The organism is Butyricicoccus sp. AM27-36 (assembly GCF_003480945.1).
GTDB lineage: Bacteria > Bacillota > Clostridia > Oscillospirales > Butyricicoccaceae > Agathobaculum > Agathobaculum butyriciproducens.
Window position 1 is genome coordinate 211256 of the sequence record NZ_QUJR01000002.1, and the last position, 25055, is coordinate 236310.

The 25055-nt window shown below is 56.6% G+C and carries 22 protein-coding genes and 1 tRNA gene; 16 read left to right on the top strand and 7 right to left on the bottom strand.

All coding sequences use genetic code 11. The features are described 5' to 3' along the window. Positions 1–17: 17 nt before the first annotated feature. Both DW724_RS04645 and DW724_RS04650 read right to left on the bottom strand, forming a co-directional pair. A complete protein-coding gene (locus tag DW724_RS04645; protein WP_118760803.1) occupies positions 18–1292 on the bottom strand; it encodes a phage terminase large subunit in 1275 nt (424 codons plus the stop codon). A gap of 20 nt (positions 1293–1312) precedes the next feature. Further along, the gene (locus DW724_RS04650) at positions 1313–1525 is read right to left on the bottom strand and encodes a hypothetical protein (RefSeq protein WP_117751064.1); all 213 of its coding nucleotides are present in this window, start codon (positions 1523–1525) and stop codon (positions 1313–1315) included. 163 nt (positions 1526–1688) lie between these two features. Between DW724_RS04650 and DW724_RS04655 the strand changes: the two genes are divergently transcribed. From DW724_RS04655 to ppdK, 5 genes are all read left to right on the top strand, one after another. Further along, a complete protein-coding gene (locus DW724_RS04655) occupies positions 1689–2510 on the top strand; it encodes a Cof-type HAD-IIB family hydrolase (protein ID WP_118478082.1) in 822 nt (273 codons plus the stop codon). 150 nt (positions 2511–2660) lie between these two features. After that, positions 2661–5228, top strand: coding sequence for a DNA translocase FtsK (locus DW724_RS04660; RefSeq protein ID WP_118760804.1), 2568 nt, complete (start codon positions 2661–2663; stop codon positions 5226–5228). Positions 5229–5325: 97 nt separating this feature from the next. Then, entirely contained in the window at positions 5326–5820 is a 495-nt protein-coding gene (locus DW724_RS04665; RefSeq protein ID WP_118564200.1) for a flavin reductase family protein, read from the top strand. Between the two features lie 124 nt (positions 5821–5944). Beyond that, positions 5945–7639, top strand: a complete 1695-nt coding sequence (locus DW724_RS04670; RefSeq protein WP_158580214.1) for a trypsin-like peptidase domain-containing protein — start codon at positions 5945–5947, stop codon at positions 7637–7639. A gap of 241 nt (positions 7640–7880) precedes the next feature. Then, entirely contained in the window at positions 7881–10514 is a 2634-nt protein-coding gene (ppdK, locus tag DW724_RS04675) for a pyruvate, phosphate dikinase (protein WP_118760806.1), read from the top strand. Positions 10515–10799: 285 nt separating this feature from the next. On the opposite strand, the gene DW724_RS04680 is transcribed toward ppdK, so the two are convergent. The 4 genes from DW724_RS04680 to sigK all read right to left on the bottom strand — a co-directional run bounded on the left by DW724_RS04680 (position 10800) and on the right by sigK (position 14344). Further along, positions 10800–12554 carry a 1-deoxy-D-xylulose-5-phosphate synthase gene (locus tag DW724_RS04680; RefSeq protein WP_118760807.1) on the bottom strand — a complete coding sequence of 585 codons (1755 nt, stop codon included), beginning with the start codon at positions 12552–12554 and terminating at the stop codon, positions 10800–10802. Between the two features lie 285 nt (positions 12555–12839). After that, complete coding sequence (locus DW724_RS15765; protein WP_202183504.1) at positions 12840–13304, bottom strand: zinc ribbon domain-containing protein; 465 nt, start codon at positions 13302–13304, stop codon at positions 12840–12842. Positions 13305–13428: 124 nt separating this feature from the next. After that, positions 13429–13502, bottom strand: a tRNA-Gln gene (locus DW724_RS04690). 134 nt (positions 13503–13636) lie between these two features. After that, on the bottom strand, positions 13637–14344 hold the full coding sequence (sigK, locus tag DW724_RS04695; RefSeq protein ID WP_110435350.1) for an RNA polymerase sporulation sigma factor SigK: 708 nt from the start codon (positions 14342–14344) through the stop codon (positions 13637–13639). A 344-nt stretch (positions 14345–14688) separates the two neighbouring features. On the opposite strand from sigK, the gene yajC reads away from it, so the two are divergent. From yajC to DW724_RS04750, 11 genes are all read left to right on the top strand, one after another. Beyond that, the gene (gene yajC / locus DW724_RS04700; protein ID WP_243105692.1) at positions 14689–15042 is read left to right on the top strand and encodes a preprotein translocase subunit YajC; all 354 of its coding nucleotides are present in this window, start codon (positions 14689–14691) and stop codon (positions 15040–15042) included. A 60-nt stretch (positions 15043–15102) separates the two neighbouring features. Next, positions 15103–15519: a TIGR04086 family membrane protein gene (locus DW724_RS04705; RefSeq protein WP_117751058.1), complete on the top strand. Its 417-nt coding sequence runs from the start codon at positions 15103–15105 to the stop codon at positions 15517–15519. 12 nt (positions 15520–15531) lie between these two features. Further along, positions 15532–15675 (top strand): six-cysteine ranthipeptide SCIFF, encoded by a 144-nt coding sequence (gene scfA, locus DW724_RS04710; RefSeq protein WP_110435348.1) that lies wholly within the window; start codon positions 15532–15534, stop codon positions 15673–15675. A gap of 70 nt (positions 15676–15745) precedes the next feature. Continuing rightward, a complete protein-coding gene (gene scfB, locus DW724_RS04715) occupies positions 15746–17125 on the top strand; it encodes a thioether cross-link-forming SCIFF peptide maturase (RefSeq protein ID WP_118728816.1) in 1380 nt (459 codons plus the stop codon). 98 nt (positions 17126–17223) lie between these two features. Further along, a complete protein-coding gene (locus DW724_RS04720; RefSeq protein WP_118760808.1) occupies positions 17224–17718 on the top strand; it encodes an NAD(P)-binding domain-containing protein in 495 nt (164 codons plus the stop codon). 71 nt (positions 17719–17789) lie between these two features. Next, entirely contained in the window at positions 17790–18323 is a 534-nt protein-coding gene (locus tag DW724_RS04725) for a hypothetical protein (RefSeq protein ID WP_118760809.1), read from the top strand. Positions 18324–18661: 338 nt separating this feature from the next. Next, positions 18662–19126 (top strand): MarR family winged helix-turn-helix transcriptional regulator, encoded by a 465-nt coding sequence (locus DW724_RS04730; protein ID WP_118359970.1) that lies wholly within the window; start codon positions 18662–18664, stop codon positions 19124–19126. After that, positions 19119–20069 (top strand): AEC family transporter, encoded by a 951-nt coding sequence (locus tag DW724_RS04735; protein WP_118284652.1) that lies wholly within the window; start codon positions 19119–19121, stop codon positions 20067–20069. Before DW724_RS04730 ends, DW724_RS04735 begins: the two co-directional genes overlap by 8 nt. A gap of 697 nt (positions 20070–20766) precedes the next feature. Then, positions 20767–22173: a MocR-like pyridoxine biosynthesis transcription factor PdxR gene (gene pdxR / locus DW724_RS04740; RefSeq protein WP_118760810.1), complete on the top strand. Its 1407-nt coding sequence runs from the start codon at positions 20767–20769 to the stop codon at positions 22171–22173. Between the two features lie 87 nt (positions 22174–22260). Then, positions 22261–22761, top strand: coding sequence for an RNA polymerase sigma factor (locus DW724_RS04745; protein WP_118760811.1), 501 nt, complete (start codon positions 22261–22263; stop codon positions 22759–22761). Then, a complete protein-coding gene (locus DW724_RS04750) occupies positions 22727–23767 on the top strand; it encodes a hypothetical protein (RefSeq protein ID WP_118760812.1) in 1041 nt (346 codons plus the stop codon). Before DW724_RS04745 ends, DW724_RS04750 begins: the two co-directional genes overlap by 35 nt. A gap of 34 nt (positions 23768–23801) precedes the next feature. On the opposite strand, the gene dinB is transcribed toward DW724_RS04750, so the two are convergent. Further along, positions 23802–25016, bottom strand: coding sequence for a DNA polymerase IV (gene dinB, locus DW724_RS04755; RefSeq protein WP_118760813.1), 1215 nt, complete (start codon positions 25014–25016; stop codon positions 23802–23804). Between the last annotated feature and the right edge of the window lie 39 nt (positions 25017–25055).

Genomic DNA, 25055 nt, shown 5'->3' on the forward strand with positions numbered 1-25055 from the left:
AATCCTCCTTTGCTGTGCTAAAACCTGAGAAATTCGCCTACCTCGCAGTCATACGCCGACTGCGGCATAGCCTTAACCGGCTCATAAACGGTCGCGGCGTACCCGCGGAGCGCATCCGGCGCATGGGTCAGCTCGTGCGGCGTGTTCGCTGTGTCGGACGGATTGCGCTTGTCGTGCTGCAGCGCAGGCAGCGTGCGGATCAGATTGCGGCAAGTGTCGAAAATCGTCAGCCGAGGTCGAACGGCGCCGTCCGTATCCTTGCGCGGCATAAGCAGTTCGTGCAGCGCCAGCCATCCGGCGACGCGTTCATTGCTGCTTTTGACAAAATCCAGTCCGCTGTCCGCGAACAGCTCTACCGCGCTTCTGCCGGTTTCCTGCCGTCGGTTCCACAGATCGGGCGGCGCGAGACGGCAGTCAATGCGTTCTCCGGCCGTCTCACAGGCAAGTATCTGCGCCGCTGCATCCGAAATGATGAGCCCCGGACGGTAGAGTTCGCGGTAGACCACGCTGTGTCCGTCCGGACTTTGCGCAATCCATAGCGCTGCCAGCATGTCCAGACCGTAGTCAATGGTCAGGCAGCGCCGCCAGTCATGCGGGATGGCATACGGCTTTACAACATGCAGGTCGCGCGAAAATTCGCTGAAATACTGTCCCTCGTTCAGTTCCCACACGCCGTCGAGCAGTGCTTTCCGATCGGTGGGAGAGAGCAGCTTCAACCGTTTCTCGTAGCCTGCATCCGCCTTGCGGAGAAACGGGTTGTCACCCAGTCTTGCGGGCAGAAACAGCCGCGTGCCGCCGTCGAACTCGCGCACGGTGTCCGGCGGCATGGAGTCGATAAAACGGCTCTTCACCCACTGGTGACCGACACCGCCGGGATTGGTCGTCGCCTTGACCTGCTTGGGGAATCCGTTCGTGCCGCGGATACGCGACAGCAGATAGGTGAACTGGCTTTCGGTGAAATGTGTCAGCTCATCGAACCGGATGACATCGTATTCCGCGCTTTGGTACCTGGTCACGTCGCTTTCCGCGTCGCAGTACCCGAATTCCAGCGCCGAACCGTTTGCAAAATCCCACCGGTGCTCACTCACCTTGTACTTTGCAATGCACTGCGGATACAGCCGCAAAGCCGCCGGTACAAGCGAGCGCTCCAGCTCCGGCATGGTCCGTCGCAGCATGAGCTGCCGCGAACCCGGATAGCACACCGCAAACCGCAGGGCATCGAGCAGCTGACCGTGGCTTTTGCCGCCGCCTGCCGCGCCGCCGAACAGTGTTTCGAGCGTGTCCGACTGCATGAACGCCGCCTGCCGCCGTGTTACGGGGAATTCGTATCGTCTACGATCCGAAACACGATCTCCACCGGCTGGACTTCGGTCTGCTCGCCGCCCAGCATTACGCCTTTGCCGACCGTCCGGTCGAGAATTTCCTTGATCGCGCTGAGCCGGCTGTTCGCCGGTGCTTCCGCATCGTCCGCGATGTCGTACAGCATGCGGATCAGCCGATCCGGCTTTTCGTTTTCGCTGCACATGGCCTCACCTCCTTTCGATGAGCCATAGAATAGGAGCAAAATCCGAATTTGTCAAGAACAAATGTTCGATTTTTTATTTGCTTGCAATTTTTGCCCAGCTGCGGTATGCTGAATAAGATGGAAAATATGCGGCGCAGCAGCGCCAGTATCAGGAGGAAAGAAGATGAAAAAAATCGACCTTATCGCGCTCGATTTAGACGGAACTGCACTCAATCCGCAGAATCAGGTCTCTCCGGCGACCGCCGATGCCGTGCGCCGTGCCCGCGAGAGCGGTATTCATGTTGTGGTCTCCACCGGACGAATCTGCGGTGAGGCACGCGACTTTGCACTCATGCTCGGCACGGATGACCAGATGGTCACCTCGGGCGGCGCGACGCTGTCGAGCGTGTCACAGGAGCGCTGCACCATGCGCATGTCCATGCCGTGGGAAGCTGCTGTGCGTGCGTCTGCCGTGGTGGAGCGCATCGGCATGATCACAATGGTGTATGCAGGAGAGACGCTGCTCATTACCCCATATGATGATATCGAATTCGGCAAATATAAGTCGAATGAAGGCTATTTAAGCTCGAAAAAAGTTGTGCCGTCTGTCGCGGAATATATTGCCACAAACCATGTTTCGGTCGATAAAATGTTCATCCGCAGCCATGACCCGGTCATGCTCGTGCGCGCTCGTGCACAGCTGGAACAGATCCCGGGTATCCGCGTGATGAGCAGCGCGGCTGACAACCTCGAGGTCATCACGCCGGCCGCGGACAAGGGCGTTGCCCTGGGTATGCTGTGCCGTGAGCTGGGCACCGACCTCGATCACGCCGCCGCCATCGGTGACAGCGAAAACGACCTTGAAATGCTGAACGCCGTAGCCCTCCCGATTGCGATGGGAAACGCAAGCGCAGCCGTTAAAAATCTGTGCCTGCGCGAGACGCTCACCAACGCCCAGGACGGCGTAGCAGCCGCCATCGACCGCATCATCGCAGAGAACGGCTAAACGAGCAGACCGGCCGCTGTTTTCCGGAAAAACAGTGGTAAAAATCGGATTTCTATGCTATAATATACTTGCAGAGTATCCGCAGAAAGCGGAAAAACGGCGCAGAACGCCGTCAGATTGAATCACAAAGAAAGTTGAAGGATAAAAGTTTTGGCTGCAAGGAAAACCACAACTAAAAAATCGACGAAAAGCGCACCCAAGGGCAAGCGTGCGGCACAGCCGCAGCCGGAGGAACTCGGTCCGATCCTGTCCCGTCCGGTATGGGGCGCAATCTGGGGCATTGTCGGTCTGCTGTGCCTGCTGTCGATCCTGCCGATCGACGGCGTGCTGCTCAAGTGGCTGCACCGCGGCATCGGTGCGCTCATCGGCAAGGGTGCGTATGTCATGCCGTTTGCGCTGATCGGCATCGCCGTGCTGCTGTTTGCGCGTCCCAAGGGTCCTGTGCGCCTGCGCGGAACGTGTATCGCGCTCATGCCGCTGCTGATCGGCAGTATCATTCACGCCTTTTCGTGTGCAAATGAGTACGACCTGTCCATGAGCACGCTCAGCGGTCTGCTCTCTACCGGTATGGAAGGCTCGTCCGGCGGTCTGCTGGGCGGCGGTCTGTACATCCTGCTCGAGTGGGCGCTCTCGTCCATCGGCGCACTGCTCATCCTGCTGGTGCTGTTCATCGTGTCGCTGTTGGTGGCCTGCCGGATTACGCCGCAGGCGCTGTACGACATGGTTCGTCCGCCCGAGTACGAATACGAGGACGAGGAGGAGCGTGAGCGCTACGAAGCGCCTGTTCAGCTGCCGAACATCCACGAAGCGGCAGCTGCGCATGCACAGCGCCGAGAAGAGCGCCGTGCGCACCGTAAATCCGACTTTGACATCCCGATCGACGCCGATCCGCCCGGAGAGGATAAGCCGGGCGAGGAACTGATCGACCCGAACAAGCGCCACGGCAAGGCAATCGCGCCGGACGAATATCTGCGCTCACTGCGTGATAACGTGAAGAAAAAGGCCGGAAGCATTATGGATCTGGTCGAAAACAAGCAGCCGGAGGAAGAACCGGCGCACGTTTCCGAGTCGGAGCCCGAGCATGAGGCGGCTCCTGCACCGGCATCCAAGCCGAAAAAGACCGAGAACATCTCGGAAATCGAGCAGGCGGCCATGAACGAGCAGATCGATGAGAGCCAGAAGGCTCCCGCGCCGGTGTACGACTACCCGCCGATCGACCTGCTGACGCAGGGCAAGCACGCTTCGGTAGCCGGTGCGGAGACCGAGCTGCGCGAAAGCTCGGCGTGCCTGCTCGATACGCTCGACTCGTTCAACATCGAGGCACAGATCATCGGCATCGTGCGCGGCCCGTCCGTCACCCGCTTTGAACTGACCATCCCGCGCGGCATCAAAATCTCGCGCATCACCGCACTGGCGGACGACATTGCACTGTCGCTCGGCGCGGCAAACGTGCGTATCGCGCCTATCCCGGATAAGGTCGCGGTCGGCATCGAGGTGCCGAACAAAACCGTCAATACGGTCTTTATCCGCGAGTGTATCGGCTCGCCTGCGTTTGCCAACGCGAAAAGCCGCCTGTCCTTTGCCGTCGGCAAGGACATCACCGGCAAGCCGGTCATCGGTGACATTGCCAAGATGCCGCACATGCTGATTGCCGGTACCACCGGCTCCGGTAAGTCGGTGTGCATCAACTCCATGCTGATCTCGCTGCTGTACAAGTCCACGCCGGAGGAAGTCCGCCTCATCATGGTGGACCCGAAGATGGTTGAGCTGGGCAACTATAACGGCATTCCGCACCTGCTGATTCCGGTTGTTACCGATCCGAAAAAGGCCGCCGGTGCGCTCAACTGGGCGGTTGGTGAGATGGAACGCCGCTACAAGCTGTTCGCAGACCATCAGGTGCGCAATCTGGTCGGCTATAACGACCTCATGCGTTCCGAAAAGGCCAAAGCCGAGCAGACCGAGGACGGTCATCCCGAGCAGTATCAGGTGCTGCCGCAGATCGTCATCGTTATCGACGAGCTGGCTGACCTGATGATGGTCGCCGCCAAGGAAGTCGAGAACTCCATCTGCCGTATCGCACAGAAGGCACGAGCCGCAGGCATGCACCTTGTTGTAGCAACGCAGCGTCCGTCGGCTGACGTTATCACCGGTATCATGAAGGCAAATATCCCGTCGCGTATCGCGTTTGCGGTAGCCAGCCAGATCGAGTCGCGTATCATTCTGGACACGACCGGCGCAGAAAAGCTGATCGGCAAGGGTGATATGCTGTATGCACCGCTCGGTGAGGGCAAGCCGACCCGTGTACAGGGCTGCTTCATCTCCAACGAGGAGATCGAAGCTGTTATTGCCCGCATCAAGGAGACCAGCACCGCCGAGTACAGCGAGGAAATCCTTGAGCACATCGAGCAGCAGGCCGAGCAGGTAGGCAATAACAAGGGCGGCGGCAGCAGCGGCACGAACGATTTGGGCGACGATGAGGATGAACTCATCGAGGAAGCCATTGAGGTCATCATGGACTGCCGTCAGGCGTCCACATCCATGCTGCAGCGCCGTCTGAAGCTGGGTTATTCGCGTGCCGCGCGTATCATCGACCAAATCGAGGACCGCGGTATCATCGGCCCGTCCGAAGGCTCCAAGCCGCGCCAGATCCTCATCTCGCGTGAGGACTGGCAGGAGATGAAACTGCGCCGCACAATGCCGCTCGACAAGCAGCAGTAATGGAAAATAAACGCTATCTTTGTGTCGTTCTATAATTCTCCATTCTCCATTTTCAATTCTCAATTTGCTAAACAAATCTCTTAGGAGGTAACATATTATGAAGAAGATCAACATTGCCGAAAAGTCTTTCAATCCGTTCGAACTGATCGGTCAGAAGTGGATGCTGATTTCCGCAGGCACCGAGGACAAGTGGAATACCATGACCGCAAGCTGGGGTGCTGTAGGCGTTATGTGGGGCAAGCCGAGTGCGACCTGCTATATCCGCAAGAGCCGCTTCACCAAGGAGTTTGTAGACGCGGGCGAGTATTTCACCCTGACCGTGCTCAAGGACGGCAACCGTCAGGCACTGAATACCCTCGGCTCCAAGTCCGGCCGTGACATGGATAAGATGCACGAGAGCGGCCTGACGCCGGTATTCGTAGAGGGTCAGCCGACCTTCGAGGAGGCTGAGCTGGTACTCATCTGCCGCAAGCGCGGTGTGACCGACATCGCACCGGACGATATGGCTCAGGAAGTGCAGGACAAGTGGTACGGCGATCACGACTACCACACCATGTATATCGGCGAGATCGTAGCCGCTTACGAGAACTGATTTCACAGAAAATTCACCAATTCCTCACGGTTTTGGTGTATCATCAAGAAAGAAGTACAGGGTCGCTCTGCGGCCCTGTATCCCAATCCACAAACCCACGCCTCAAAAGGGAGGAATGCAATTCGTGAAAAAACGATTGCTCAGTCTGATCACAGCGGCTGCGCTGATGGTCGGCATGCTGCCTGCGGCTTTTGCGGGCTATGAAAACTTTACTTCGAAAACAACGTATCCTGCCGGACAGTTCACCGACGTGCCCTCAACCGAGTGGTACGCGCAGAATGTTCAGGCGGCGTATGAATACAAGCTGGTGGACGGCGTAAACGCCACCCAGTTCAAGCCGAACAGCAACCTGACGATTGCTCAGGCAATCAAACTGGCGGCTTGCCTACATAGTATATATGTTAACGGCAGTGCGGATTTTGACAAAGTCCGTCCGTGGTATCAGCCGTATGTGACGTATGCATTGGAAAATGGTATTATTAACACGACTTATGTGAATTACGATCAGCCGGCGACCCGAGCACAGTTTGCGTCCATCTTTGCAAACGCGCTGCCGGAGGACGCCCTGACCGCGATCAACGACATTGCGGACGGTGCGATTGCGGATGTTGACATGTCGGCAGGCTATGCCGCTGATGTGTACCGTCTGTACCGGGCGGGCGTACTTACGGGCAGCAACAACGCGCATGATTTCAAGCCGAACACCAACATTCGCCGCAGCGAGGTTGCGGCTATCGTCACCCGTATGGCAAAGCCGGATCTGCGGCAGAGCTTCACTGTGGCAGCACATGTCGGCATGACGGCGGACGAGGTGTTCAGTGCCTGTGTACCGGCGATTTTCAAGCTGTACGCCTACGATTACAAGAACAACATCCTCGGCATCGGCAGCGGCGTTGTGCTCAGCGCACGCGGCGACGCGGTGACCTGCGGACACCTTGTCAACGGTGTTTACCGCCTTGTGGCCGAGATGTACGACGGCACCAAGCGTGAGGTCACGATCTACAACTTTGACGCGGACGCGGACATCGCGCATATCCGTGTAGTCGGCAGCACGCTGCCGTACCTCGGTGTTACCACTGAGGTCGAGAAAGGCGACACGGTCTACGCGCTCGGTTACCCGGGCGGCGGCGCCGCAACGGTCACGACCGGCAAGGTGACCGACCCGGAAAACGACGATTACCTTGCACCGATGATCGAAAGCACGGCGCAGGTCATCAGCGGCAATTCCGGCGGTGCGCTCATCAACGATGAGGGCAAGGTTGTCGGCATTACGGTCAGCAGCCATTCCGGCGGCGTACCGTCTTACTCGGTGCCGATCCGCTACCTGAACAACCTGATCGGAGACGGTACGGCGTACTCTCCCGGCGAGTATAACCGCAACCACAAGCCGGATGCGTCGCGCTGCTACAGCAAGCACTATCCGGTGCCGGATTTCGGTATGGTGACCGGTGTCACACTGCTTGGCACTATCCGGGAGGGCACCACGACCACCTACTACTACGACAGGGAAGAGGTAGAAGCCGGCGACAAGATTCTGCTCCGCTACTACGCCGCACTGGGTGAAAACACCTTCTACCAGTTCACCGGCGGTTCGTTCACCTCGTCCTCGACGTATCCGTATTCGGTCAAGCTCTACGAGACCAGCTACGACGGCATCCCTGCGATCAGTGTCGTGGTTTCCAGCAATTCCTTCGCTTCTATCGGCGGTCTGCCTCAGACCGCCGATTTTCTTTGCAGGAATTTGTGCATTACGCCTAATGAAATGAAAGCTGACGGGCATGAAACGTATTTACGCCCAAAACACCGTAAAAATCGATAAAAATAGGAAAAGATAAAATAAAAATCGGACAAAGTTTCTGATAAATTAAAAAGATAGATTTTACGCAAACGTTTGAGTTTTGGTTAAAAATACATAATTGGTCAAAGTGCACAATATATTCGTGGGAAATCGGTATAATACTACAATGGAATATTTCACCGCTAACGTGCTATAATGTGCTTGCGTGATAAAGAGAATGAGTATTAGAGAGAGCATCAATCGAAACGGAGGAAATACCCAAATGAAAAAGTATGTTTACATGTTCCCGGAGGGCAACGGAAAAATGCGTGAGCTGCTTGGCGGCAAGGGTGCCAATCTGGCTGAAATGACCGGACTGGGCATGCCTGTGCCGCAGGGTTTCACCATCACCACCGAGGCCTGCACCCGTTATTATGAGGACGGCAAGACTATTTATCCGGATATTCAGGATCAGATTCTGGAGTACCTCGATAAGCTCGAAAAGACCACCGGCAAGACCCTCGGCGATCCCGAGCGCCCGCTGCTCGTATCCGTTCGCTCGGGTGCGCGCGCATCCATGCCCGGCATGATGGATACCATCCTTAACCTCGGCATGAACGACGAGATCTGCGAAGCAGTTGCCAAGCTGACCAATAACCCGCGTTTCGCACGCGATTCCTACCGCCGTTTCATTCAGATGTTCTCTGACGTTGTTATGGAGCTGCCTAAGTCCACCTTCGAGCAGTTTATCGACCAGGTAAAGGACAAAAAGGGCGTTAAGATGGATAATGAACTGGACGCGGACGATATGTCCGAGCTGATCGTCCTGTTCAAGGATCACTACAAGAAGTCCCTCGGCGAAGATTTCCCGCAGGACCCGAAGAAGCAGCTGATGGAGGCTGTCCGCGCGGTATTCCGCTCGTGGGATAATCCGCGTGCGAACACCTACCGCCGCATGAACGACATCCCGCACAGCTGGGGCACTGCCGTAAACGTACAGTCCATGGTATTCGGCAATATGGGCGAGACCTCGGGCACCGGCGTAGCCTTCACCCGCAACCCGGCCACCGGCGAAAAGAAGCTGTACGGCGAGTTCCTGATGAATGCACAGGGCGAGGACGTTGTAGCCGGCATCCGCACGCCGCAGCCGATCTCCGCGCTGGCAGATACCATGCCGGAGGTTTATCAGCAGTTTGTTGACATTTCCAGCCGTCTTGAGAAGCATTACGGCGATATGCAGGATATGGAGTTCACCATCGAAAACGGCAAGCTCTACATGCTGCAGACCCGTAACGGCAAGCGCACCGCACAGGCTGCGCTCAAGGTAGCGGTTGATTTGGTAGACGAAGGCGTCTGCACCAAGGAGCAGGCGGTTATGAAGGTCGAGGCAAAGCAGCTTGACGCACTTCTGCACCCGACGTTCGATCCGGCAGCGCTCAAGGCAGCTACGCCGATCACCACCGGCCTGCCGGCATCTCCCGGTGCAGCCTGCGGCGCGGTTTACTTCACCGCTGATGCTGCAGCCAAGGCCCACAAGACCGGAATCAAGGCTGTTCTCGTCCGTCAGGAGACCTCTCCGGAGGATATCGACGGCATGGCCGTATCCGAGGGCATCATGACCGCCCGCGGCGGCATGACCTCGCACGCAGCCGTAGTAGCACGCGGCATGGGCACCTGCTGTGTAGCAGGCGTAAACGGCATCAAGGTTTCCGAAGAGGATAAGACCCTGACCTTCGCCGACGGCACGGTAGTACACGAGGGCGATGTTATTTCGCTCGACGGCTCCACCGGCAATGTATACCTCGGCGAGATCGCAACGCAGGAGGCTGAGCTGACCGGCGACTTCGGTCGCTTCATGGGCTGGGCTGACGAGATTCGCACCCTGCACGTTCGCACCAACGGCGATACTCCGCGTGATGCAACGCAGGCCCGCAAGTTCGGCGCAGAAGGCATCGGCCTCTGCCGTACCGAGCATATGTTCTTCGAGCCGGCCCGCATCAAGGCGGTTCGTGAGATGATCATTTCCGATACGCTCGAGCAGCGCAAGGCAGCTCTGGCCAAGATTCTGCCGATGCAGCGCGGCGACTTTGAGGCAATTTACCGCGCAATGGGCGGTCTGCCGGTTACCATCCGCCTGCTTGACCCGCCGCTCCATGAGTTCCTCCCGCACGAGGATGACGAGATCAAGGAGCTGGCCGATGAGATGGGCGTATCCTTCGACAAGCTCAAGGGCAAGGTAGAAAGCCTGCACGAGTTCAACCCGATGCTGGGTACCCGCGGCTGCCGTCTGGACGTTCTCTATCCGGAGATTGCCGAGATGCAGACCGAGGCTATCGTATCCGCAGCTATCAATGTCTGGAAGGAAGACGGCCTGCATATCACGCCGGAGATCATGGTTCCGCTGGTATCCGAGGTCAATGAGCTGCGCTTTGTAAAGAAGGTTATCAAGGCTAAGGCTGACGAGCTGATCGAGCAGTCCGGCCTGAAGATGAAGTATATGGTCGGCACGATGATCGAGACGCCGCGTGCCGCAGTCACCGCAGGCGATGTGGCCAAGGAAGCAGAGTTCTTCTCCTTCGGCACCAACGACCTCACCCAGATGACCTACGGCTTCTCCCGTGATGACGTGGGCCGCATTCTGGAGACCTACTTCGACAAGAAGATCCTCGAGTCCGATCCGTTCGCTCGTCTGGACCAGAACGGCGTAGGCCGCCTGATCCGCTTCGCTGTTGCAGAAGGCAAGCGCACCCGCCCGGACATCAAGCTCGGCATCTGCGGCGAGCACGGCGGCGACCTGTCCTCCGTTGAGTTCTGCCACAATGTTGGCCTGAATTACGTTTCCTGCTCGCCGTTCCGCGTGCCGATCGCACGTCTGGCAGCGGCACAGGCTCGTGTAAAGGAACTTGGACTGGCATAAACCTCCCCAAACTTGACATACAGCGCGAAAGGCTTCGGAGCATTGCTCCGAAGCCTTTCGTGTTTGGGCTGTCGCGGAACCACGGTTCCGCCGACAAGCAGGAACGGACCGTGGGCCGTTCCAAAGTCGTCCGAAAGTTCCTATTCAGAAACTTTCTCCCTCCAGATGTAAAAAACCGAACGCTATCCTTGCGCGGCTTTTTTTGGCCGCGCTGCGTGGCGCATGTCCTCGGTTTTCTTGCATTTGCAGAGCAAATGCTATTTTATGCGCGCTTACGCGCGATTTTTAGAGAACCTTCTCCACATCCTCCGCAATCTGTTCTGCGGTGAGGTGATTGTCCTTCAATACCACGTCTACGTCATAGCGGTCGAGAAATTCTTTCTTGAGACCGAAGTTCAATACCTTCATGTCAGAATCGCCGTAGAACCGCGCGATCTTCTCTCCGAAGCCGCCGTCGAGTACGCCGTCCTCGAGGGTGATGACCACGTCGTGATCCGCCTTGAGGCTCTCGAGCAGGCCAGTATCCACGCCGGTGATATAGTACGGGTTGATAAGGGTCGGCTGTATGCCGGTCTTTTTCTTGATGAGCGCCGCCGCCTGCTCGCCGAGCGGGTAGAACGAACCCAGACCGATCACGGCAACCCGGGCGCCCTTCTCCTTAACCTCGTAGGTGTTCAGCCTGCCGAAGTCTTTGGTAACAGCCTTTCCGTCGGAAACCAGTGCGCCGCCCGGCATACGGATAGCAACCGGATGCTCGTTCTGCTCAATGCTCCAGTCGAGCATCGCCAGATATTCTTCCTTGGTGGTCGGTGCCAGATAAACCAGGTTGGGGATGTTCGCCAGCATCGGAATGTCGTACAGACCGAGATGCGTTACATCGTTCATGCCGTAAACCGAACCCCACGCAACAATAATGGTAGCCGCGTTGCTGTTGATGCACAGGTCCTGCGAAATCTGGTCATAAGCGCGCTGAATGAACGTGCTGTACACACCGTAGACCGGCTTGCCGCCGTTTGCCGCAATGCCGGATGCCAGCGCAACTGCGTTCTCCTCGGCGATGCCTACGTCGATAAACTGCCTGCCGGCCTTCTTGCGCATCTCCTCGGTGAAGCCGAGCACGGTCGGCGTACCCGAGGTGATCATGCACACAGACGGGTCATCCTGCATCTTCTTCATCATAAAGTCGAGCGTAATGCTCTCATAGCACTCGCCGCTCATGTCCATCAGCGGCTCGCCGGTCTCCGGATGGAACGGCGCACAGTAGTGCCATGCCTCCTTGTGCTGCTCGGCAGGCGCGTAGCCCTTGCCCTTCTGGGTGACGATGTGCACAACAACCGGCTGCGTGCTGTCCTTTACGGCCTTAAATGCCTCGATAAGCGAAGCAATATCGTTGCCGTCGGCTACAAAGCGGTAATCCAGACCCATCGCACGGAACAGGTTGCACTCGGCCTTGCCGCCCGTCTCGCGCAGCAGGCGCAGGTTCTGATACAGACCGCCGTGATTCTCCGCGATTGACATATCGTTGTCGTTGACGAGGATGATCAGGTTGCCGTCCAGTTCTGCCGCATAGTCGAGCGCTTCCAGTGCTTCGCCGCCGCTGAGTGAGCCGTCACCGATGATAGCAACCACGTTGCCGTCCTCGCCCTTGAGGTCGCGGCCCTTGGCCAGACCGCAGGCCAGACTGACCGAGGTGGAGGTGTGACCGATGGTGAAATGGTCGTGCTCGCTCTCGTGCGGGCTGCTGTAGCCGGAAACGTCGTCGTAGTGCTCCTCGTAGAGAAAAGCGTCCTTGCGGCCGGTCAGCATCTTGTGCGGGTAGGACTGGTGGGAAACATCGAATACAAACTTATCCTTCGGGGACTCGAATACATAGTGCAGTGCGATGGTTGCCTCTACCATGCCGAAATTCGGACCGAAATGGCCGCCGTGACGGCTCAGCTTGGTCAGCAGTGTATCACGTATTTCGGACGCAAGCACGGTCATCTGCTTAATGTTCAGCTTCTTCACGTCAGCGGGACCGTTGATGTTCTCGATATACATAGTTTTCCTCCTGAATATTTTTTCTAAACTCACTCTATCACTTGGAGTGTGCTCCAAGTCAAGCGGTTTTACGAAAAATTATGCAAAAATAAAAGCACCTGATATCAGGTGCCTTAAGGCAACACCGCACAATTAAAGCGGCGGTGCTTTGCGGAAATTTTGTGTCCTGACTTTGTTGCAGTTTCACGGTAATACATCAAGTTTTCCCGCAAAACTGTGCCTCGTCAGTACGCAAAATTTACTCGCAAATCACTCTTGTTCAATTATGCGGTATTGCCTTAATGCTCAAATAGATGCGGAAAACGCTTCTCCATTCACCGTCCAGTGCGCTTTTCCGTCCTGCACATACAGCTCGGAGCCGCCGCGTCTGCAGCCGGCATTCAGGAAAACAGCTGTGCCGTCCGGATTCAGGCGGTAGAGATTGTAGCCAAAGTCCTCGGCAGCGCGGTAACGCGCGGTGTGCCCGAACACAAAGCCGACCAACGTGCCGTCGTCCAGAGAAACATAGTTGGTAAAATCAAAGCCCGCATACGGCGTCGCGCCAAGCTCGGACTGCTTCATCAGACCGCGCTCGCGCTGATAGGCAGGGGACTCGAGATAAGCCATACTGTTCGGATACAGCATCGCGTACGAGGGATATTTTTTGCCGGAGGGGACAGCACCTGCGCCGACCTCACCGACCTTTGTGCCGCAGTTCATGCAGAATTTTGCGCCGTCCGGCAGCTGCGTGCCGCAGTTCATGCAAAACATGGTAATCGCTCCTTTACATATACTTTAGTATATCGGGAGAGAGACCGTCTGTCAAATAGCCGTCACAGGAAAACCACGAAAAGGAAAAAGAAAAACCGTCTTTTCAAAAAAAGACGGTTTTCGGTGGCAGCCGAAGAAGGATTCGAACCCTCACAAACAGAGTCAGAGTCTGTCGTGCTACCTTTACACAATTCGGCTATTTGTTAAGTTTTGCTGTCGTTTTTGATGACTCATCGCTGACGACTTGTTTAGTATATATCAAAATTCGAGATTCGTCAACCCCTTTTTTCAAAAAAATTAAAATTTTTTTCGGAAGGGGACAACCGCCGCTTTTACGGCGGCCGTCCCTCGCGTTCGAGAGCCTCCCGCAGCTTTTCGAGCGCACGCTTTTCAATGCGCGAAACATAGCTGCGCGAAATACCCAGCCGCGCGGCAATCTCACGCTGCGGCAGGGGAGATGCCAGACCGATGCCGTACCGCAGGCGGATGATCTCGCGTTCCCGCGGAGAGAGACAGCCTGCCAGCGCGCGGTGCATGGCATGGTATCGGTCCTGCTCCTCAACGGCGGACAGACCGCTGTCCTCACAGCAGATGATATCCTGCAGGGCAAGCGCATTGCCATCACCGTCCGACTCGAGCGTGTCCGAGAGCGAAAGCTCGCCCGCACTCTTGCGCTTCTGCCGGAAATACATCAGCAGCTCGTTCTGGATACATTTGGAGGCGTATGTCGCCAGGCGGATATTCTTATCCGCCTTAAAGGTGTTCACCGCTTTAATCAGCCCGATCGTGCCGATGGACAGCAGATCGTCCTGCTCTGTACTTACGGCGTAATATTTTTTCACAATATGTGCTACCAGTCTGAGATTGTGCTCGATCAGCTTTTCCCGTGCCTCGGCGTCCCCGTCCTGCTGCATGCGGCGCAGCAGAACCGCCTCCTCATCGGGCGTGAGCGGCTTGGGAAACGACCCGTCCGCGCCCTGTACACGCAGCACAAAGAAGAAAAATGCGCCGCCGAGCGCAAATAAAGCAGGGAAAAGCATGGTCAGCACCTCGTTTCGATAAGATACTGCTATTTTATGCTGTGAATAGCTTAAGTAGCACAAATAAAGAGGCAGTACCGCATAATACAGCAAGAGCGATTTACGAGTAAATTTTGCGTACTGATTAGGCGCGGTTTCTTGCAATACTTTGTGTACTGCAAGAAATTGCGGCAGCGCGGATGGAACTCGCGCAAGGAACCGGGGCCGACATCAGGATACAAAATTTCCGTAAAGCGCCGCAGCTGAATTATGTGGTATTGCCTCCAAAAAGGACTTGTAATTTGACAGAATATCCAGTATAATATAGTGAGTATTTACAGCAAATTGCATAGGGAGGTGTAACCATGGTTATGGCATTGGACAAAATGCCGGCTCTGTCGGATTATGGCGCGATCATCGCGCAGTTTTTGCCGTTTGTAGTTCTGATCGTCGTATTCTACTTTTTTCTAATCCGTCCGCAGCGCAAGCGCGACAAACAGGAGCGCGATATGCGTAACTCCATCGAGATCGGTGATGAGATTTCCACCATCGGTGGTTTTATCGGCCGCGTAGTCAGCATCAAGGACGACGTTCTGGTCATCGAGTCTTCGAGCGACCGCACGAAGCTCAAGATTTACCGCTGGGCGATCCGCGGTAAGGAGGCTCCGGTGACCGAGACGGTCGAGGCGCCCAAGGAAGCAAAGAAGGACGCAAAGTAATAACCCCATTTCTTGCCGAATAGCATGACATATAAATAAAATTCGGCGGGAGGCTATGAAATGATGAGAAAAACCAATGAGGGTCAGTCGCCGGTCGGTATCCTTTTACCATCGGTGCTTGCCGGATTGCTCGGTACTCTGCTGCTGATGCTGCTCGGTGCGGTGCTCGTTCACCGCGGCACATTGGCAGAGGGTGCAATAGCGCCTTGTGCGCTGGTGTTCCTTGCACTCGGCAGTGCGCTTGCTGCATTGGTCGCTGCAAAGCGCGCAGGCGAAAAACAGTTTTACTGGTCGCTAGGCGCAGGTTTTGCGGTTTTTCTGATCCTGCTGATCGTTGCGGTGCTGCCGCTCGGTCAATCCATTCATTTTGTACGCACGGTGATCAGCCTGCTCTGCTCGTTGATCGCCTCGGCACTGGGCGGTTACGCCGGTGCCAATATGCGGAAAAAGAAGCGTTACAGCCACATCAAAAAATAGGAGGGAAATCAAATGAAGCATATTTCTACCCTGACTTCTGCAACCCTGAAGCAGACTGCAGCACACGGCGGCTGCGGCGAGTGCCAGACTTCCTGCCAGTCCGCATGCAAGACCTCTTGCACCGTGGCAAACCAGAAGTGCGAGCACGCAAAGTAATCACGCTTAAAAGGAATATGCAAGGCGCGCCTGCGGGTGCGCCTTGTTCCTGTATATCGGAGGAAAATAAATGATTCATCGTTATCAGAAAAAAGGGCTGAATTTCGTGCTCGATGTCAATTCGGGCGCGGTACATCTGCTCGATGATATCAGCTATGCAGTGTCCGGACTGCTGGATGAAAACATGGGTGATACCTGTCCGCAGAGCATCATTGACGCCCTGCCGGACTACACCGCGGACGAGATCCGCGAGGCATATGACGAGCTGTACGAGCTGAAAAAGGCCGGTCAGCTGTTCGCGCAGGATGACTACATCGACGTAAGCCGCTACATTCCGGTGAATGCACCGGTCAAGGCTCTGTGCCTGCACGTAGCGCACGACTGCAACCTGCGCTGCAAGTACTGCTTCGCATCCACTGGCGACTTTGGTCAGGGCCGCAAGATCATGCCGCCTGAGATCGCCAAGAAGGCCATCGACTTTGTTATCGCGCGTTCCGGCGTGCGTCACAACATCGAGGTCGATTTCTTCGGCGGTGAGCCGCTCATGGCGTGGGATACCGTTACCCAGACGGTCGATTATGCCCGCAGCCTGGAGGAGAAGCATAACAAGAAGTTCCGCTTCACCATCACCACCAACGGCCTGCTGCTCGATGAGGACAAGCGCAAGTACATCAACGAGAACATGGACAACTGCGTGCTGTCGCTCGACGGCCGCCGCGAGGTCAACGACGAGTTCCGCAAGACGGTAGCCGGTACGGGCAGCTACGACACCATCGTGCCCAAGTTCAAGGCACTGGTGGACGAGCGTGACCCGAACCTCGATTACTACGCGCGCGGCACGTTCACTTCGCACAATCTCGATTTTGCTGAGGATGTGCTGAGCATTGCAGATGCAGGTTTTGACCGCCTTTCCGTCGAGCCGGTAACGGCTGACCCGGGCTGCGGCTACGACTTGACCGAGGACGATCTGCCGAAGATTGAGGCCGAGTACGACCGTCTGACCGATATCATGCTCGAGCGTAAGAAGGAAGGCAAGCCGTTTACCTTCTTCCATTTCATGGTCGATCTGGATCAGGGTCCGTGCGTTGTCAAGCGTCTGCGCGGCTGCGGTGCGGGCTATGAGTATGTGGCCGTAACGCCGGACGGCGACATCTATCCCTGCCACCAGTTTGTCGGCAAGGATGAGTTCAAGCAGGGCAGTGTGCTCGACCAGTCCTTCAATATGGACATCGCGCAGAAGTTTGCCGGCATGAACATCTATTCTCGTCCGAAGTGCCAGAAGTGCTGGGCAAAGTTCTACTGCTCGGGTGGCTGCTCGGCAGCAAACTACAACATGAACCACGACATGAACGACTCCTACGACCTCGGCTGCGAGATGGAGCGTAAGCGTCTGGAATGTGCAATTTACCTAAAGGCAATGGATAAAATTTGTGCAAATCAGTCGAAGTGATGAATTGTAAAAAGAATCCGTAAAATCCGTTGCGAAACGGGCTGTTTGTGCGTATAATTGCTCTTGTATTTGTACTGCCCTGTGAAGGAGATGATATTATGCCGCAGAATGTACTGGTTTCTGTGCTTGGTGAAGGTGAATATCTTCAGAAGCTGATCCGCGCCATCCTGGAGAAGGAGGTCATACCGCAGCGCAATCTGTTCCTGTCCGCGAAGAATGCGGCGGCCTGCAAGGCTGCAGAGGGCTACGACGAGGTTCGTATCTGCGAGGACGAACTTGCTGCCGTGATCAAGAGTGAGATCGTGCTGCTCACCGCTTCGAAGCGTGAAATGCCGACCGAGCTTGCCAAGATTTCCAGCAGTTCGCAGAAGCGCGTGGTGGTTTCCGTGTGCGACAGCGAAAAGGTGGATCTTGCGTACCTGGCTGACCGCATCGCCGCTGCAACCGAGTTGATCGCGGCCGTGCTGCACCGTGACGAGGAAGGCAAGCTGTATGCAACCTACGAGTTCAGCAAAAAGGTGCGTCCGTTCCTGCGCAAGCCCTGCGAGGATCTTGTGAACGCGATGTGCGAGACGATCAACGAGGAAGGCTAAATCCGTCTGTTGTTCTAAAAAGATAAAACCGGGAATATGCTGTTCTATGATTTTTCCAAGGGGGAAGACGTATGAACAAACAGCATATTCTCGGTTTTTTTGACGATTTGGTGCGAACACCGGTGTTCCTGTTCCTGTGTGCGATGTTCTTGTGCGGTGCAGCGGCGGGCGGTCTGACCGGTCTGCGGGCCGGCGAAGGGGACGGCGCGGCGGTGCTTTCCGGTCTGCTGGCTGAATTGCCCGCGCATGTGGTGCAGAGCACGCTGTGCGCGCTCATCTGGGTGCTGCTGCCGCTCGTGTGCGCATTTTTGCGCCCGAGAGAGCTGCTGCTGAGTGCGGTTGCCGCGGCACGCGGCTTCGTACTTGCCATGACCGTCGCGGTTAGTGTGGGAGAAGAAAGTGCCATCATCATCGGAGCGGCCGGCATACCCGCCGTGCTGAGCGTCTCCGCGCTGCTTGCCGCGTGCTCTATGGTCTGGCAGGGCGGCGAAGCCACCGGACGGTATTCGCGCCGAACGTGCAGGATGCCGTATTTCCTGTGCATTACGCTCGCCGCGCTGAGTGCCCTCCTGAGGGCCGCGATAGCGGCACTGTGCAATGTGTAAGTCTGTATAAAAATGCACAAATGCACAGTGAAATGATGCAGAATTGAAAATGGCCTATCCTTGCGCAAGTTTCGTTTGTGCTGCGTATGTGACGGTTTCATTTGTTCATTATCAATGGTGCCAATCCGATAGACGGCGGGGTGAGGGCGGGCTGCCCTCACCCCGCCGTTTTCCAAACCGATTCACGACCACGTCGATTTTCCTTTCTTCATTATTTAGCTCGAAAAATCCTATATCCATTGACGCAATCATTCGATTGCGCCTTTTTTGTTGCAAGCTCGACAATTTTATGCTAATATTTAGTTAGATTAACGAACTAACGGAGGGACAGCACGAACATGGAAGACGCAGAGCAGCTCAATTCCTTTCTGGTCGATGTGTTCGGCCGGATCAACAAAATTGAAGAACGCGCTATGGCCGGCGGACTGGGCAGCGCGGTGTCCATCACCGAAATCCATATCATCGAGAAGATCGGTGACAGGGAACCTGTGCGTATGAGCGAGGTTGCCAGGTCAATCGGCGTAACCCTGGCCACGCTGACTGTTGCGTGCGATAAGCTGGTCTCCAAGGGACTGGTGCGCCGCGTGCGCAGCCAGGAGGACCGCCGCGTTGTCAATATCATGCTCACCGACAAGGGCAGAGCCGCCTACGAGTACCACAAGGACTTTCACGAGCGCATGATCGCGTCTTTGGTGGACACGCTCTCGCCCGAGCAGACCGCGCTTTTAGCGCAGAGCTTGGAGAAACTGCAGGACTTTTTCCGCCACGAGGAAGCAGCCGTGGAGGGAGAAACCAATGGATAACCTGATATTCTGTCTGAATGCCACCGTGCCGATTTTTGCGATCATCGTGCTTGGCCGCTGGCTGCGCAGCAAAAACTTTTTCACCAAGCAGACGCTGACCGACATTGACCGTCTGTCGTTCAAGGTGCTGCTGCCGATCCTGCTGTTCCGCGATATCGCACAGGGACGCATCACCGAGCAGTTCGACCCCGTGTTTTTCTTTTTCTGTGCGGGTGCGACGACGGTGTATTTTTTTGCCGTCTGGATCGGCGCATCCCTCTTCCTTAAAGATAAGAGTATGGTGGGCGCGTTCACACAGGGCGCTTTCCGCGGCTCGCAGGCGATACTGGGTGTGGCCTTTGTGCAGAATCTGTACGGCAATGCCGGTCTTGTGCCGCTGATGATCGTGGCAAGCGTGCCGCTGTACAACATCTTTTCGGTGCTGGTGCTGACTGTCACCGCGCCGGATGCACAGCAGGCGGACCACCGCGGCCTGGTCGGCAAAACGCTGCGCGGCATCATCACCAACCCGATCATACTGGGCATTTTCGCGGGTCTGCCGTTCTCGCTACTGGCAATCGACTTTCCGCCGATGCTGGACAAGGGTCTGTCCATGCTGGGCAACTGCGCAACGCCGATGGCGCTGCTGAGCATCGGCGCGGGCTTTGAGGGCGCAAAGGCAATCAAAAAGCTGGGCCCGACCTGTGCAGCCGTGTTTATCAAGCTGGTGCTGCTGAGCGTTATCTTTCTGCCGATGGGCGTGGCGCTCGGCTTCCGCGAGCAGACACTGGTGGCTATCGTCATCCTGTGCGGTGCGCCGAGCACAGCGTCCGGTTATGTTATGGCGAAAAATATGGGCGGCGATCATGTTTTGTCATCGTCGATCATTGTGCTCAGCACGGCGTTGAGTGCGGTTACGCTGACATTGACGCTGTTCATTCTGCGTTCGATGGCGCTTATTTAACGTAAGGTTTTCGCCTTTGAGGCGAGGGGAACGCCGGCGGTTTCGCCGGGGAAACCAAAAGGGTAGACACCTGCGGTTTCTACCCTCTTGGGACTCCCGTTTCCCTTTGGGAGAGCACGGCGAAATTTGCAGAGCTGAGACTATGGGGGAACGGCTGTACTATTCATCTTCCGTAGGGGCGGCCAATGGCCGCCCATTTCTCAACCGCAGATGCTCAAGCTGTTTTCTGACTGCTACACAGATCGGCGACTCTACGCTGGGTGCGGCATAACAGTGCCGCACGAATCGTTAGTCTGGAGATTGTAGACAGCACCTGCGAATATAGACACTTGGTAACATTTATCTTCGTAGGTGCCGTCTGTGATAACACGCTAACGAATTGCGCGACACGGGTATGTCGCGCCTGCTGGAAGTAGCCGGTCTGTGTAGCAGTAAGCTATCCGGGAACTGCAAATATTTTACGAAACAAACGCAAGCGTAACCCGACTGCCGTACCCCTATTTTCGCAGCGGTCGCCGGTCTCTGGTCTGCGCCAGACTATGACAGGAAACGGGTGATTCACAAGAGGGTAGAAACCTTGGTGTCTACCCTCTTGTGCGCCCGCGCGGCGTCAGCGCAGATTTCGTTCGCTTGCAAGCGATAACTCATAAAATCAGCACAGATTTTGCAAAAGACGCAAAGAAAGGAGCCTCCGGTCATGCTGACTTACCACCTTAAACCGCACGATCAACAGCCGCTCTACGAGCAGCTCTACCACGCTGTCCGCGCGGACATCATGTCCGGCGCCTTGCCCGGCGGCACGCGCCTGCCGAGCAAACGCCAGCTGGCGGCAAATCTGCGCGTCAGCCAGATTACCGTGGAAACCGCCTACGGCCAGCTTGCCGCCGAAGGCTACATCGCCTCTGCGCCACGGCGCGGCTACTTTGTGCAGGAGCAGCTTGCCGTGCCGATTTCCGAGCCACAGGAGCCATCCACACCGCCTTTGCCGCCGATTTCCGCCTCCAAGGAGACCTATCCTTACGATTTTCGCACGGATTTTGTCGATAACGGTTGCTTTCCGTTCTCCACATGGGCGCGGCTGTCGCGCAGTGTGCTGAGCGAATACTCGAGTGCGCTGCTCCGTGCGACCGACCCATGCGGCGCGGCGGAACTTCGAGAGGAGATCGTGCGATACCTGCACGACTTCCGCGGCATCAACGTCTCGCCGGACAACATCCTGATCGGTGCAGGCTCGGAGTATCTGATGCATCTTGTCATTCAGCTGCTCGGCCGCGACCGCGTGTACGCGCTCGAGAATCCCGGCTACCGCAAGCTGTACCAGATTTTCGCAGCGAACGGTGTGACCGTGCGTCCGACACCGTTGGACAAGCACGGTCTGCGTGCTGACGCGCTGGCCGCGAGTGACGCATCGGTGGTTTACCTTACGCCGTCGCACCATTTTCCGCTGGGCACGGTTATGACGGCTGCCCGCCGACTGGAAATCCTTCGCTGGGCGTCGGAAGCGCCCGACCGCTACATCATCGAGGATGACTACGACAGCGAATTCCGCTATGCCTCACGCCCGATTCCGGCGTTAGGGGAGCTGGACAGGACCGGACGCGTTGTGTACGTCAACACCTTTGCGAAAAGCCTTGCACCCGGACTGCGCATCGGCTATCTGGTGCTGCCGAATGCGTTGATGGCGCGCTATCGCGAACGGTTTTCGCGGTACTCGTCTACCGTGCCGAGCTTTGACCAGCACACGCTGGCGGCCTTCATGCACACCGGCGGCTTCGAGCGGCACATCAGTCGCAGCCGCAAGGTCTATCAGGCACGCCGCGACGCGCTCATGGCCGCACTTGACCGCGAGCTGGCTGACCTGCCGCATGAGGTCTCGCGCTCGGAAGCCGGTCTGCACTTGCTGCTGCACATGCGCAACGGCATGCTCGAGCACGAACTTATTGAGCGCGCAAAGACGGTCGGTGTGCGCGTTTACCCGCTTTCGGCGTACTATACGCCGCCGGTCAAGCCACCGCGAGCAACGCTTGTGCTCGGCTATGCCGGTCTGACCGAACAGCAGATCGGCGAGGCGGCAAAGCTGCTCAAGCAAGCGTGGACAAAATAAATGCAACCCGAAGTGCGATAAATTTCTGCGAAAATTTGTAGCACTTCGGGTTTCTATTTCGTATTACCGGTGAAAGGAGGATGGAGCATGACCACAAAAACACCCGAACAACTCGTCAGCGTCTACGGCGACATGGTATACCGATTGGCGTATGCGCAGACGCGCAGCCGTCACGACGCGGACGATATTTTTCAGGAGGTCTTTCTCCAGACCGTGCGTAAAAAGCCGGTTTTCGACAGCGAGGAGCACGAAAAGGCATGGCTGCTGCGGGTGACGCTCAATTGCCTGAAAAGCCACTGGCGCATGGCATGGCGGCGGCACGACACACCGCTCGATGACCGCATTCCGTTTCCCGAGCCGGAGGACAGCGCGCTGGATGAAGCTCTGCGGCGGTTGACGCCTAAGTACCGCGCGGCAGTGCATTTATTCTACTACGAGGGTTACACCGCAGAGGAGATTGCGCGCATGAGCGGGGAAAAACCGTCCGCGATACGTACACGGCTGACACGCGCACGGGCACAGCTGCGCGAATTGATGAAAGGAGAACTGGACGATGGATTTTCACAAGCAGTACCGCGACATGAATGAGAATATCACGCCGAGCGACACACTGGTGCAGCAGACGATCGCAAAAATGGAGAGCGGCAGGCCGCACAGAGCGCGAAAACCGCTCAAGATCATCCTTGCGGTTGCGGCGGCACTGGCCTGCGTGAGCACCGCCGTAGCCGCCAATCAGGAGGCGGTTCTGCGGGTGCTGTACCAAATCGCGCCCGGCATGGCGGAGTACCTGCAGCCGGTCGGGCAGGTCTGTGAGGACCGGGGCGTTAAGTTGGAGGTCGTTTCGGCGGACGTGGAAGGCAGCACGGCAAAGGTTTATTTGTCGCTGACCGACACCACGGGCAGCGTGTTCGGCGATGCCGCGCCGGATATGTACGACAGCTGGCATTTGGATTATCCGCGCTTGGGCAGAACTGCACCGCTGTCCTGCGGCTGCTCGACGGTTGACTACGATCCAAGTGCCCACACGGCAACATATTTTCTTCAAATTGACGATTTGGGAGGAGATGTTCCGGCAGGCGCGTTCAAGTTTTCGTTTAACAAGCTGCTGATTGGAAAAGTAGAACAGGAAGGTGTTCCGGTAACGGCGGATTTGTCCGCAGTGATGCAGAATGCACCGACCGAGAATCACGATATCAACGGTCTGAGTGCGTCGGATATCTCGCTGTACGAAACCATGCACGACTATGATTTTCTTGTTCCGCAGGGCACTTTGTGGCAGAGCGAGAACGGGGTATGCGCACTGATTGCTGCCGGATGGCGAAATGGAGAACTGCATTTGCATTATCGCACAGATGGTTCGCTGACGCTGGATAATCACGCAGATTTTTCGACCTTGCACCTTGCGGACGGCACGGAACGGATGTGCGAATACACGGTATCCTACAAGGATTTTGACAATGATATTGATTACACAGAGTACGTTTTCCCGATGGCATACGAGGATGTTGCCGGCTGTACACTTACCGGTGATATCTACACCGCAAGCGACCTGATGGACGGCAACTGGGCGGTATCCTTCCGGCTAACGCAGTAACGCAAAAATGAGGACATATCCGGCAGATATGTCCTCATTTTTTATCCGTTTTATCCTTTTTCTTCACCGAATGCGCGAACATGACTGATTTATCACCGAATTTCTGCCGCAGCGCGTCAACCGTCTGGTCGAGCTTATGCTGACGGTCGCGCTTCTGGATATCCTCGGTGGCGTCAAACAGCGAAAGCTGCTCGCACGACTGATTTTCCGGCAGCAGATTGGCTGCCGTGACCGAGAGCAGGCGCACCGGCTTGTCCATCGGCCAATGTCCGAGCAGCAGCTGCATGGACAGGTCGATGAGCGCACGCGTGGAATTGGTCGGCCGCTCAAGCGTTATTTGACGCGAGCGGTTGTGAAATTCCGGGTCGCGGATGCCGAGCTGCACGGTCTGGCACACCATGCCGCGCTTTCGCAAACGTCTGCCGACATTGTCGCACAGCGCCGTGATGCCCATGCGGCATTCGTCCGCGCCGAGCAGATTGTGCGCGAACGTCATGCTGTTGCCGACCGATTTGACTTCTCGTTCCGCGTAAAACGAGCGCACAGGCTCATCGTCCTCGCCTCTGGCGTAACGCAGCAGAAGATCGCCGTTTTTGCCCAGAATGCTGTGGATAAACGCCGGATCACAGGCGGCAAGCTCGCCGATCGTGCGTACGCCCAGTCGGTTCAGCCGGTCGCTGGCGCGTTTGCCGACATACAGGAGCGTGTTCGCGGGCAAGGACCACACGCGCTGCTTGAAATTTTCGCGCGAAAAGACCGTCGTGCCATCCGGCTTTTTGTAATCGCTGCCGAGCTTGGCGAACGCGCGGTTGAACGACACGCCGACCGAGATGGTCAGTCCGACCTCCTCGCGCATGCGGCGGCGCAGCTCGTCCGCGATATGCTCGCCGGAGCCGAACAGGTGCATCGAGCCGGTGACATCAAGGAAGGATTCGTCAATGCCGAACGGATCGACAAGATCGGTGTACTGCAGGTACAACTCGTTGCATTTGCGCGAAAACTTCACATATTCGCTCCGGTGCGGTGCTACCAGCCGTAAATCCGGGCATTTTCGTTTCGCCTGCCAGATGGTCTCGGCGGTCTGTACGCCGAAGGCTTTGGCCTTCTCGTTCTTGGCGAGAATGATGCCGTGGCGGCTCTCCGGATCACCGCAGACCGCGGTCGGACCATCGGCGAGCGACGGGTCGAGCAGCGTTTCCACACTCGCGAAAAACGAGTTACAGTCGCAGTGCAGAATGGTTCTGTCCATCGGTCATCATCTCCTTTCGAACGAATGTTTGCATTGTAT